Below are 13,663 nucleotides of genomic sequence, written 5' to 3'. Positions count from 1 at the left end.
TTCAGCCAAAATGAAAAAAATTGCATTTACCCTTCTTCTTTGTACATCGTTTGCTGGCGCAATCGGGGCGTTAGTCACCCAAGCAGCTTCCCAGAATATAGCTTTTGCAGGCAGAACCTATTATGTAGATCCCAATGGCAGCGACAATAATAATGGCTCGAAGTCTTCACCTTGGAAAACTGTAGCGTTTGCTACATCTCGTGCCAAGAAGGGCGACACAATTCATATGAACAGGGGAACTTTTGTGGAAACCCGAACTATCGATCTACCACCAGGCGTAAATTTGGAAGGCGAAAGTAGCGAAACTACTGTTTTAATAGCAAAGAATTTATCAGGCGATCGCACTTTAATTCGCTTGGATTCAAACCGTGAATTAGGCAACCAACGTCTAAGAAGATTTTCTATTGATGGACAGAACAATTCATTAGAAAGGGGAATCTCTATCACCAACCGTCACAATGTAAAAATTGACGATATACATTTAAAAAATATAAAATTTACCTGCTTATTTGTAGGAGGCGTAGACAATCGTCAGAAAGAGGGTACAACTCCCCCTTCTATTTGGGTAAAAGGAATTTCTGTTACAAACACTCAAATTACTAATTGTGGCGAAAATAAAGGCGGTTGGAGTTCAGGGGCATTAATGATTGCCGCTTTAGATGGGGCAAGATTCGATAATATTACCATCAATAACCCCAAATTCGGTCACGGGATTAAACAGTTTAAAGGAGGGTGGTTTAAAAATATCAAAATAACTAACAGCACAATCAATGTAGCAGATAAAGGAAGTCATAATAGGCGGGCGATCTCTATAGAACTGTGGAATACTTTTGACGACAGTGAAGTTTATAAAGTTAAAACAAACAACTGGTTTTCCTTTGGCTATGGAAACAAAGGATCGGGTAAGCGCAGCGTCAAAGTTCATGATAACCAAATTATTCAATCTGACACTGGTGAGGAGTATCTCGCTATCGAAGCTGCGGCGTCAGATATGGAAATTTATAATAATTACATTAAAAACCCCGGTTCTTATGGAATTGCTATCTGGGAAAGGGGCAGCCCTTCTAATAATTTAGTGCATCACAACGTAGTTGTCAGCGGCAATAATAGACATGGATTCATAGTACTTAAACCCGCCGACAGACAATATATCAAAACCACCAAAATCTATAATAATACGCTGATTGGGTTCAAAACTTCGGCTATTAATCTCAGCAACACTCAAGGGGTGGTTGATGGTTTAGATATCCGAAACAACGTGTTTACCGATTCAGGATATATTATGATGGGAGGCGATACCAAGACACTGAAAAATGTTACTTTCTCTAACAACTTGTTCTATAACCCAAGAGTAAAGTTGACGGGTGTATGGACTAATTGGGGAGCAACTAAACCTACCAATTTTATAATTAGAAATAATAAAGCTGGTAATCCCGGATTTAATAACTCTGGTTCAATTCCCCGGCCATTTTATGCACCATCTCGCAAGAGCATTCTATTGGATGCTGGGGTAAATGTTGGACTGCCATTCACTGGATATGCGCCGAATATAGGTGCTTTATAAGATGGGCGAAATACCCGACTTCTCTAAGAAGTCGGGTATCTGAACCGATAGCGATCGCTCTGTTAATGTCTCAGCCAAAGCCACACCTAAAGAGGTGTTATCGAGGTGGATTTTACAGCACGTTTTTATTCAATATCTGTACTTTAGATTTTAGATTTTGGATTGGATCTAGAATCCAAAATCTAAAATCTAAAATCGTCAGCCTGTATTTCGCATCCCAGCAGCAATACCGTTGATAGTCAACAGCGCCCCGCGCAACAACTCGCCCTTACTATAACGAGACTGGATGACGGCGGAAGCTACCTGTTTGCCATGATGACGCAGGCGCTTCAATAAGGAAACTTGCAAGAAACCCAAAGGCACAATCGTACCGTTGCGTAACTGCACAGACCGCTGGAGGACTGGATCGCCATCCAAAAGGCGTTTGTTTCCAGCGATGGAGAGGACTAAATCGCGGGTGAGGTGGAATTCCTTGATAATCTGCTCGTACAAGGCTTGAAAACGCTCTTGGTCTTCAGGTCGCGATAACTCGCGTACATAGTGGCTAGCCATCTGCATATCCACCTTTGCAAGAGTCATTTCCACCTTGGAGATAACCATCTTAAAGAAAGGCCACTTGAAATAAAAATAGCGCAGCAGCTTGAGGTGTTCCTCTGGTTCCTCATCCAAAAACTCTTGTAACGCCGTACCCACCCCATACCAACTCGGTAACAAGAAGCGGCTTTGCGTCCAACTGAATACCCAAGGAATGGCTCGGAGACTGCTTAAATCTTTTTTCCCGCCGCGACGTGCTGGGCGGGAGCTAATTTGCAGTTGGCTGATTTCTTCGATGGGGGTGACGGAGTGGAAGAAATCTACTAAGTCGGGATTTTCGTAGATCAGGTCGCGATAGTGGCTGCGCGATCGCGTGGATAACTCCTCCATGATTTCGTTCCAAGGCTGAATATCATCAAACCCCGTTCGCAGCAAAGAAGCTTGAATTACAGCCGTAGTTACCGACTCCAGATGGTATAAAGCCAACTCTGGTAGCGAGTATTTAGAAGCAAGTACCTCACCCTGTTCCGTAATCTTGATGCGACCGTTGATGCTGTGGCCAGGTTGAGCGAGGATAGCTTCATAAGAGGGGCCACCGCCGCGACCAACGCTTCCGCCACGTCCGTGAAAGATGCGTAGAGCAACGCCGTACTCCTCAGCTATTTGCTGCAAAGCTTTTTGAGCCTTATGGATTTCCCAGTTACTGCTCAAGAAACCCGAATCTTTGTTGCTGTCGGAGTAACCCAACATCACCTCTTGTAGAGAAATTGTATGGGATTTTTCTACACTGCTATAGCCTCCCGAAAGAGCAGCGCGATACAAGGGCAATTCAAATAGCGATCGCATCACCGTAGGAGCCTTCTTCAAGTCTTCTACGGTTTCAAACAGCGGCACTACCTGTATGCTGCTCGTGCCTGTTGCAGGGTCGTACAGGCCGCATTCCTTAGCCAGCAGCAACACTTCTAGAACATCGCTGGCTTCGTGGCTCATGCTGATCACGTAAGTTTGGCAGATTTCTGGGCCAAACTCCTGCTGCATTTTCCGCACCGTGCGGAAAGTTTCAATGGTTTCGCAGGTTTTTTCAGAAAACGGCAATTCGCCTGGAATCAGCGGGCGTTTGGTTTGCAGTTCCGTTGCCAACCACAGCGATCGCTCTGCCTCAGATAGTTCGTTGTAAGGCTTAGGCAGAATTTGCAGATATTCCACAACCTCTGCAAGCGCATCCGCGTGTCTCGTGCTTTCCTGGCGAATATCTAAGTGAGCCAGATTGAAGCCAAAGATTTCCACCTGGCAGATTAAATTTTCCAGGTCGCTACAACTCAACCCCGTCTCCTTAAGATTGCGCTGGATTAGTTTAAGCTCTGTCAAGAACTCCAATCCAGAGCGGTAAACACAAGCAGCGTGAGGATCGGGCATTTCGCGGCGGCTGAGTTCCGACTGGCGACGACCTACTGCCGACTCGGGGCTGCGGATTGCCGAACCATTGTAGAGTTGGAGGTTGCGATCGCGCGTATTTTCCAGCCTCGAAAGTATATACGCTAGTTTCAGCCGATAAGGTTCTTGCCTATAACGAATAGCCAGCTTTTCATAAACATCTGGCATCGTCTGCCGATCCTGCTCCAAAGATTCCAGCAGTTCTGGCAAAACATCGCTCCAGTGCAAGCTGAGGCTCAACAAACTCGTCAACTGCCGCACGGACTGGAGATACTTTTCCAGCACCAAATCGCGTTGATAGCAAGAAGTTTCCCAAGTTACTTTAGGCGTAACAAACGGATTGCCATCGCGGTCTGAACCCACCCAAGAGCCGAAGTAGCAGAAATTGTTTGAGGGAGGATTTAGCCAAGGGAAAGCGGCGCCCAGAGCTTTTTTCAGCCTTGTATAAAGTTGAGGAATGGCATCGAACAAAACTTCTTGGAAGTAGTGGAGAGTGTAGTCCACCTCATCGAGGACTGTAGGCTTGAACTGGTGCAGTTCGTCAGTGCGCCACCACAGGCGAATTTCTTCAGTTAGCTGTTCTTGCAAAGACTCTGCTTCCCACGAAGTAGTAAGTCCCAAAGCTCTAAATGCTTCCTCTGCCTGATCCATCTGTTGCAAAATTTTGGCCATGCGCCGCTGTTTGCCTCGGATGGTGTGGCGGACAATTTCCGTTGGGTGAGCGGTGAAAACTAACCGGATATCGAGATTGTCAATTAGCCGTTGGATTTGCTGAGGTGGAACGTTCAGCGCACGCAAGTGGGGGAACAGCCAATGAAAAGTACCCAGTTTTTCTTCTTCGTTCGGGTCATGATGCCAGCTTTTTTCCAACAAATGGGCACCCGGATCGCTCGAAGGTGCTAGCTTGCTCGATCCGTTTTCCTGTTCTTTATTTTCGGCTCCATCCATCGGCACGTTGGCGATACTGGGCTTTGGCGTTCCCTGTGGTTTTAATGCACCCGGATAGCTGTAAGTCGCACGTCGGGAAAGCTGTTGATCGCGCTGTTCGTAGTGCTGTTCGACAATATTAATCAGCTGGAAGTAAAGGGCAAAGGCGCGGGAGGCACGAATAGCTTCGTTGAGGTCAAGCTTTTCGATCACCTTCGGGACTGACGACTCTGGAAAGTCAGTAGCCTGTCCTTCAGGCGAACACAGATCGCGCAGTTGCTTGAGCAGATCGACCAGTTCCTGCCCGCACTCCTGTTGCAGAACAAATTCCCACAAATCCTCCACAACTTTGAGGCGATGGCGCAGAAACAGTTGGGTGGTAGATAGTACCGTAATTTGATCGGATGACTGGAGTAGGGAACTCATACAACTGGTTCTTGCTCAACAAAGATGATCCATTTTAAAGGCTATTGTGGCCGGGAGTCGTTTGTGGCGAACACCAATCAGTTTTTTCTAGGGACTGGGAGACGCGCTAAATCGGTGTATCTACAAAGAAGGGTGTTTTTATCCTCCCACTTTGCGACTTATCTAAGACTCCAGACTTGGCAATTTGGACTTTTAGGCTACTCTCGCCCTTTGCTTGCTTAAGGTGAGTCGTTAGACTGCTGTCCCTTGTGGGGGAAGTGGAGGACGGGCAAGCGATCGCCCCGAAAAACTTCCTCACTTGCCGCACCCGCTGCGTCTAAGCATTCAGCTAGCGCCTTGGTTGCTAGAACGCCAAGTAGTAAGGGACCCGTCGCCAAAGATAGCAAACATTCTGTGGTAAATGGAAACTTGGGCTGCGTCACTGAAATTTCCTCTAGCTTTTTTGATTGGGTTGCATCGCCCTATAACCGCACGCGCCTATAACCGTATCGACTAGGGAATGCGGACACTTCTAGTGTCTAATGTTTAAAGTCTAATCTTTAAAGCCCAAAGTCTGCCCGTGCAGGTTTAACTCTCAAGACAACAAATGTTATTGTCTTACTCGAACGCGCTTTTCCGCCCCAAGATCCGGCTTGCTGGATCTGCGGGTCTAGCCGTCAAGACAACAAATGTTATTGTAAACGTCAAACACCAAAACCGCCCCTACGTCTGTGATGTTGGATGTCAATCAGCGCGACCACACACGCCATAAGTCGTCAATTGCCCACTGGGTTTACCAGGCCATCGGTGAATCTAAGGGCTTGCGTCTGCGAACCCGGTTGCGGGGTAACGACCTGCATATTCTCTGTGAATCAGATTTCCAGTGTCCTTCGTCGGCAACGGTCGTAACCAGGATACTCCAAGCGCTCGATGCTACAGATGGGCAGGTTCCCAGCGACCCTGGTCGCCCCGTATACCAGATAATACTTTACGGTCGCATCGCGGGTCGCCAGCGTCCAGAATGGATAGAGCCAATTCAGCTTGTAGAGACAGCTAGCGATCGCGCCCTCGACGAAGGGCGACTTATGGAAGCGCCATCCGCCCCGGCAAATGGTTTTACTGCTCCATCAGGCGGCGGATCTATACCCACGGCCAATGGTTCGGCTTTGCTTATTTCTAATGAAACTCTTGCCAGATCTGGCTCTACCGAGGCGATCGCCCGCTATCTCAGCGAAGGCTTAAGCCCTATGGGAGTAAGCGTCAAGGTCGTAATCCAGAACCTTCCCAAAGGACAGGTAACAGAAAAATCTCAACCCCCGACCCGGCGTCTGTGGGTTGTCTGCGATTCTGACTACAGCCCCGATCAATCTTTACTGGCCGAAACAGTAGCTTCTAGGTTGCGGAATCTTAATTTGGAGGGATTCTGCGATGCGGCGATCAAGAGCCAAGTGAGTGGTGAAGCCAGCCCTGATTGGGTGCTGCGGGTGGATCTAACTCCTCCAGAAGAAATGCTCAAAGATTGGGCACGTTGGGGAGATATACAGGCGATCGCGCGGCTGCTCAATCAAAAATTAGCTCCACACGACATAGAACTGCGAGCTGTCCTCAAAGATGTCACGTTGCATTTATTTTGTAGCCATACCCTTGACATCACAAATACACCCAAAGCTCCCGATAGGGCAACCATTATAGATGCTCTAGCTCCCGTCCTAGAGGCGATTGAGCCTCAAGGCATTCAGGCAGCGGCGGTTTATGGGGTCGAAGCACATAAGAAAACGCCTGTACCCGACCAGGAAACGCCCATCTGGATCGAGTGGCTGAATTTACCAGCCGCAAAAAATCCCGCTTTAGCCGAAACCGCCCTTGCACTGGCGGCTCAGGGAGACCAAGGAGCGTTGTTATTTTTGCTACAGCGCTTGCTGAATCCCGACATGGATGGGCGGCTTGCCACTGGTGGCATTCGCGTCCAAATCACCAAAAAACAAGACTTGTTGCATATTATGACGGAGGCCGTGTGCTGTCCCGTCCAAAATCAAGTAGGGGCGCCTATCGCTAAATTTGTGCGCCAGTTGGGGATTCGAGGAATAGTGGGCGTGCGAGTCTATGGGCGGCGGGCTGGGCTATCATCACCTTTGTGGAATTACGGAGTTGATTTTGTCAGCAGAGGGCGGCTTCCTCAGCCGGATTTGCAGCCAGTAGAGTTTGCAGCCAGCGATGTAAGCAGCGACGACCCGACGGCGGCTAAGGTTAAAGAAGAGGTCGAAACATCGAGCGCGATCGCCAAAGAAAACTTCAACTCCCGCTTTAACAGGTGGGTTGCCACGTCCAGTGCAATATTCCGCGAATGGCTGTGCTATACGCAATTATTTGTTTCCACAGCATCAGACAATGCATGGAAAACTCCAAGCCGCACCCTCGTCACTAATAATTCTGCTGGCGATGGAGTAAAGACAGTCTTGGTGTGGGGCACGTTGGGTTTATTGTTAACGCTACAGTCTGATTGGTTAATGGGTCAGGTGTTGCAAAGGCAAGAAGAACAGGCAATTTCTGGTAAGCCTGTGCAAAAGGAAGAAACCTTAGAATCTGTAGCGATACCCCAACTGTCTTTGCAAAAACAATCTAGGGGTAATAACGCTAAAGTTTTCAACCGAACAGGATTTACAAAAAATGGTGAAACCAGCGTCATTGTAATAAAAAGCGAGAAAGGCAATTTAAGAGCTTCAGGGCGCAAAAGCGGAGCAACAGCGGCAATTTTAGCGAGTGCGCGATCGCTCAACCCTTCTTTCAACAACCGGATGCTAGATGAAAAGTTGGCTCTCTACCAACAACGCCTGCTACAGAAGCGGGGTAAGCCTCCAGACGTGCTTATAGTTGGCAGTTCGCGGGCAATGCGCGGTATTGACCCTACAGCGCTTTCTGCTGCTCTTGCCGATGCTGGCTTCCCCAATGTTGATGTGTTTAACTTTGGAGTCAACGGCGCTACAGCCCAAGTCGTCGATTTGATAATACGCCAGATTTTGACAGCAGAGCAGATGCCCAAAGTGATTATTTGGGCAGATGGGGCGCGTGCGTTTAACAGCGGGCGGACTGATATGACATACAAAGCGATCGCTGCCTCTCCAGGCTACCAGCAACTAAATGCCGGGACTTTCCCCAAAAGCAATCAAAGCAATATAACCCCAAGTCGCTCTTTAATGGCGGCGCAAGCTTCCTCTTTGGGACAAACAAATTCGCCTGCAAGTGAAGATGCAAGTTTGACATCTAGCTATCAGATGGTTGAGGGAAGCCTTAATCAAGCACTATCTCAGATTTCGTCAACTTATCCTCAACGCGACCAACTCAAAACTATATTGCGCGAAGGTTTTAAACAATTGGCAGCAAATAGAGCGATCGCTCCAAAAGCCGAAAATTCCACCAACAACGAAGAGAATTTGCTCCTTGAAAACGAAATTGATTTTGATGGCTTTCTCCCCTTATCAGTTCGCTTTCTACCCACCTCTTACTATCAAAAATATGCCCGCGTCAGCGGCGATCATGACGGAGATTATGAATCATTCCAACTTTTTGGTAAGCAAGACGAAGCTTTAGACTCTCTCCTCCAATTTGTGCAGGAGCGTGGGGTTCCTCTGGTTTTTGTTAACTTGCCTCTCACCCAAGAATACTTAGACCCAATACGCACGCAGCACGAGCAAAAATTTCAACTGCACATGAGGGAAATAGCGGAACAAAAGGGATTAATCTACAGAGACTTAAGCCAGCTTTGGCCTACTAAAAACGACTTCTTTTCTGACCCCAGCCACCTTAACCGCTATGGTGCTTATGAAGTCTCCAACCAACTAGCTCAAGACCCGATGATTCCCTGGCCTAGTAAATAACATCTAAGGGGGATAAATAAACAATAAAAAGCAAAACGCAAAATTTAAAAAGAACATTTTAGTTTTGCATATTAACTTTACTTCCGCTAGCCAATTCCCAATTCCCCTTTCGCCAATTCGCAATTTATAATGAACTTTCTTTCAATCATTTACGCCCTATTTCTAATCGGTGTACTGGGAGTTTATTGGTCGGTGCGTAGCGTTAGCCAAACTAGGACGAGTGCAAAAGATGCTCCTTCCTCAGCATCCCAATCTAAGCGGATGTGGATTCTTTTGATTGCCAGCCTTATCTTCTATGCATCCTTGCAAGTCGCTTACGTCCCCTTATTAGTTGTTATTACATTCATTAACTTCCGGCTGGGAAAAGCAATCGGAGCAAATGCCGCACTAGGACAGCAAGCTATAGACCAGAGGATCTCCAATGAAGATTGGCAGAAAGTCCAAGCTGTTTGGAATCGTCGCCGCCTGAACTTCTTATGGCTGGGTATAGTCCTCAATATTATTTTGCTGGTGGGCTTCAAGTATGTACCATTTTTCTTAAACTCCATCGCAGGTATTTTTAATTGGCAAATTGCTGAAGATAGCGCAACTTGGGTTGGAGCTAACTTAGTTGTTCCTTTGGGGCTAAGTTTCTTCGTCTTCGAGTGCATCGCTTACTTAATTGATGTCTATCGCGGTGCGCCAGCAACTAAGAAATTTCTCGATTTTGCTGCTTATAAGTTATTTTTTCCCAAACTAATTATTGGGCCGATAACTCGCTTTCATTACTTTGCCTCCCAAATGAAAGCCTTGCAATTTCCCACCCTCGACCAGTTTACTGAAGGATTTTGGTTAATAGCTTGTGGTGCTGTTAAAAAAGCACTTTTGGCTGATAATTTGGCTTTTATTGTCGATCTAATCTGGGGTAACGGCAACTTACAGCGGGCGGGTAGCGTTGATTTGTGGCTGGCGATGTTCGCCTACGGGCTGCAAATTTATCTGGATTTTAGCGGTTATGTTGACTGGGCGAGAGGCAGTGCCATCCTGCTGGGTATAAATTTACCTGAAAATTTTGATTTTCCTTACTTTAGTACCAGCATTGCCCAGTTCTGGCGGCGCTGGCACATGACTTTGGGAGATTGGTTGCGTAATTACCTTTATTTTCCCCTTGGTGGTTCGCGCCGGGGTTTAGGTAGAACTTGCCTAAACCTGCTGATTGTTATGCTAATTGCTGGTATCTGGCACGGAGCAGCCTGGGGATTTGTTGTCTGGGGCGGGCTTCACGGTTTAGCGCTAGTAGTTCACCGACTTACAGAAGCAGTATCCAACAAGTTTAAATTAGCTCAAAATTGGTGGCAAAGTATCCCTGGTGTAGTTGTAGCTTGGCTGCTGACTCAGTTAATGGTCTTTACGTCATGGATATTTTTCAAGCTTCCCAATCTTAAAGATTCCGTTTGGGTAGTTCAGCACCTTTGGGGTCATAATGCTGATATTCAGTTTGCTCAAAAGGTTTACGGTGAAGCGATCCGTTTGGATCAATTTCAGCTGTCTCTACTTTTGATTTTTCTGGTAGCGTTGATGGGTGTGGCCTACATCGTACAACGAGGGCTGAAGTTACAGTTAAATTGGCCTCTCAAGCTGCTGCTAGTACCCATGTGTCTCTATACTGTCTGGGTGTTAGCTCCTACAGGTGGTTCGCCTTTTATTTATTTTGATTTTTAGCTACCAAAATTATGGTTTGGGGAGCGCTACTCATTTTCATAGTCTGCCCTTTATTGGGGGGGCTACCCTTAATTCGCTGGATTATTTATGCTCTCACAGAGCAAAACCTGGCAAGGCTGGGAACTGGTAATGTCAGCGTGTCGGCTGCGTTTTATCACGGGGGAAACATTGCGGGTATTCTGGCGGTGCTTTCCGAAGCTGGTAAGGGAATTGCGGCTGTTTTACTGGCGAGGGGATTATTTCCTAGCGAACCTGCTTGGGAGTTAATTGCCCTAATTGCTCTTGTTGCTGGTAGATATTGGGTGGGTAGAGGTGCTGGGACAACAAATGTTGTTTGGGGTTTTGTTGTCCATGATTGGAGGGTGGCGCTATTTGTATTTTTGATTGGGGGAGTTGGCTTTACAATTTGGCGAGAAAAGCAGCAGGGACGGCTGGCTATTTTAGTTCTGGTAAGCTTAATGGTTGTCCTCTTGCACCCGCACGAACCAGGGCGAATTATCGCGGCGATCGCATTGTGCAGCTTCATTGCTGGGATCTATCAGAAAATTCCCGATGATCTAGACCTCCGTCCCGAACAAGCTTCTACAAATACTCAACCTGTGTTTCGTTTCTTTCGCGGCGATAAAGCCCTAATCTCTCTCGATACACTGCTAGATGCCAATAAAGTAGGCCAAAAAGCAGCGACTTTATCGCAACTCAAGCGCTGGGGATACCCCGTGCCAACTGGATGGGTGCTTGCTCCAGGTGACGATCCTGCACCGCTGATAGAATCTGTAGAGCCTTCCGATCAAGAACCCCTGGTGGTGCGTTCTTCAGCTATTGGGGAAGATTCAGAGTATGCGTCTGCGGCTGGTCAGTATGAAAGCATATTGAACGTAACAAGCAAGGAAGCATTGCAAGAAGCTATAAATGGCGTCCTCGCTTCCTACGATAACCCTGCTGCGGTTCAATATAGACGCGATCGCGATCTTCCAGAAGACGCGATCGCTGTTCTTATTCAAAAGCAAATTCAAGGCGTCTTCTCTGGCGTCGCCTTCAGCCGCGACCCAATTTCTCAGCAAGGCGATGCAGTAATAATCGAGGGATTGCCAGGATACGCTACTTCTGTTGTCTCCGGACAAGTTACCCCAGAGCAATACCGCGTTTTTGTGCCAAAGCAGGCGATTGAGGACAACAGACTCGGCTATTCAGAGGCTGGTCAAGAGATTAGGGATGATGAGGACATAGCGGTTAACCCCCAATCCAAAATCCAAAATCCAAAATCTAAAATCGAACAACCCGCGATCGCAGTTGAAGGAACTGGGGATTTACCACCAGCCTTAATTAAACAAGTGGCAATTCTAGCCAGAGATCTCGAAGCGCGTTATCATGGCGTACCCCAGGATATTGAGTGGAGTTATGATGGTCGGACACTGTGGCTTTTGCAATCGCGTCCCATTACCACCCTCCTACCCATCTGGACGCGCAAAATTGCCGCTGAGGTAATTCCGGGATTAATTCGCCCCCTCACTTGGTCTATAAATCGTCCCTTAACGTGCGGCGTTTGGGGTGAAATTTATACTCTAGTTTTGGGCAAAAAAGCGCGTGGGTTGGATTTCAACGAAACTGCAACTTTGCACTATTCCCGCGCTTACTTCAATGCGACGCTACTAGGGCAGATTTTCCGCCGTATGGGTTTACCGCCCGAAAGTTTGGAGTTTCTGACGTTAGGCGCTAAGTTTAGCAAACCGCCGTTAGGTTCGACTTTGCGGAACGTACCGGGATTAATGCGGTTACTGGGTAGGGAACTGAGTTTAGAGAAGGATTTCCAGAAAGATTACAAACGCCTGTTTGCCCCAATTTTGAGTAAGCTTGCGAGTCAACCGCCTTCGACATTATCGCCACTAGAGTTACTCGAACGGGTGGACGAGATTCATTCGGTACTGAAGCGGGCTACTTACTACAGCATCATGGCTCCCTTGAGTGCAGCGTTGCGTCAGGCGATTTGGCGAGTCAAGGATACAGAGTTGGATAATAGCCAGAGTCCGGAAGTTGCTTCGTTGCGATCGCTCCAAGAACTCGCTGCTGATGCACGCAACCTCGTCCCGAATTCTGATGCAGATCTATTTGCAAATCAGTCTATCTCAGATCGCTTCGACCAGTTTCTTGAGCGTTATGGCTATCTCAGTCAAGTGGGAACTGATATTGCTGTCCCCACTTGGAAGGAAGAGCCTCATGTGGTTAAAGAAATGTTCGCTGAGTTTTTTAAGCAAAGCGAACCGCACAGACGCGGAGAAAGCAGAGGGAAGAGAGGAGGGAAGGTGCGGCTTGTGCAGGGTCGTCTTAATCTTAAGGGGCGGGTGACTGAGGTTTACAGTCGTCTGTTAGCGGAACTGCGCTGGTGTTTTGTGGCGCTGGAGAATGTTTGGCTGGATGGGGGTTTGCTTGCTGAAGCTGGGGATATCTTTTTTTTGGAATTCTCTGAAATTCGGCATCTTGTTGCTGGCGGCGATGAGCAATTAAGCAATCGCATCTCTCAAGTGCAACAGCGGCGCGATCGCCTCGAAGAAGACCGCAATTTAGACCCTGTGCCCCCTTTAGTTTACGGCAATGCACCCCCAGCCTCAATCTTCAACTTTCCAACTCCCTCTTTTGAAAATATCGAACTTTTGCAAGGAATTGGTGCAAGCCCCGGACAGGTGGAAGGCATAGTAAAAGTCCTCCGGAATTTACAATCAATTCCAGATATAGATCGGGATACTATTTTAGTTGTGCCTTACACAGATTCTGGTTGGGCACCACTATTAGCGCGTGCTGGTGGGTTGATCGCGGAAGTGGGCGGGCGTCTTTCTCACGGTGCTATTGTGGCGCGTGAATATGGCATCCCAGCAGTGATGGATATCCACAATGCGACTCAGATATTGCAAGATGGCCAGCGCGTGCGAATTGATGGCTCTAGGGGAATAGTGGAAATTTTGTAATTATAAAAACAAGCTAATTAGGCTTTACGGTTGAGGTAATTTTATTATGGTTAATTTCGGATTAAACTCAGCTAGCATTCTGGGTATTGTACTAGCATTGATTGGCTTATCGCTGGTTCCTTTACGGTTAGTGCTTCGCCAACCTTTTAACGGGACTTAAACAGATTTCAAGCCCAAACAAAGCCCAAAGCTGCGATATTCGCGATGAATACGTCCCGATTGTGGTTCAGCCACTCGACAAAACGGAAAGACATTGCTGTCCG

6 protein-coding genes are annotated in these 13,663 nt (G+C 47.4%); 4 read left to right on the top strand and 2 right to left on the bottom strand.

Annotated elements, in window-relative coordinates:
* The first annotated feature begins 10 nt into the window (after positions 1-10).
* Positions 11-1,564, top strand: a complete 1,554-nt coding sequence (locus H6F77_RS25400; protein ID WP_190491713.1) for a DUF1565 domain-containing protein — start codon at positions 11-13, stop codon at positions 1,562-1,564.
* A gap of 198 nt (positions 1,565-1,762) precedes the next feature.
* On the opposite strand, the gene ppc is transcribed toward H6F77_RS25400, so the two are convergent.
* A complete protein-coding gene (gene ppc, locus H6F77_RS25395) occupies positions 1,763-4,885 on the bottom strand; it encodes a phosphoenolpyruvate carboxylase (RefSeq protein WP_190491712.1) in 3,123 nt (1,040 codons plus the stop codon).
* 218 nt (positions 4,886-5,103) lie between these two features.
* On the bottom strand, positions 5,104-5,307 hold the full coding sequence (locus H6F77_RS25390; RefSeq protein ID WP_190491711.1) for a hypothetical protein: 204 nt from the start codon (positions 5,305-5,307) through the stop codon (positions 5,104-5,106).
* 291 nt (positions 5,308-5,598) lie between these two features.
* Here H6F77_RS25390 and H6F77_RS25385 point away from each other — a divergent pair, with 291 nt between their 5' ends.
* The 3 genes from H6F77_RS25385 (at position 5,599) to H6F77_RS25375 (ending at position 13,400) form a co-directional block, all read left to right on the top strand.
* The gene (locus H6F77_RS25385; RefSeq protein ID WP_190491812.1) at positions 5,599-8,739 is read left to right on the top strand and encodes a DUF1574 family protein; all 3,141 of its coding nucleotides are present in this window, start codon (positions 5,599-5,601) and stop codon (positions 8,737-8,739) included.
* Between the two features lie 129 nt (positions 8,740-8,868).
* The gene (locus H6F77_RS25380) at positions 8,869-10,440 is read left to right on the top strand and encodes an MBOAT family O-acyltransferase (RefSeq protein ID WP_190491710.1); all 1,572 of its coding nucleotides are present in this window, start codon (positions 8,869-8,871) and stop codon (positions 10,438-10,440) included.
* Between the two features lie 11 nt (positions 10,441-10,451).
* Positions 10,452-13,400, top strand: a complete 2,949-nt coding sequence (locus H6F77_RS25375) for a glycerol-3-phosphate acyltransferase (RefSeq protein WP_190491709.1) — start codon at positions 10,452-10,454, stop codon at positions 13,398-13,400.
* Positions 13,401-13,663 lie beyond the last annotated feature (263 nt).

Origin of the sequence: Microcoleus sp. FACHB-831 (assembly GCF_014695585.1) — a bacterium.
GTDB lineage: Bacteria > Cyanobacteriota > Cyanobacteriia > Cyanobacteriales > FACHB-T130 > FACHB-831.
Note: the sequence above shows the minus strand (reverse complement) of the source record. Positions and strands in the feature narration are given on the sequence as shown.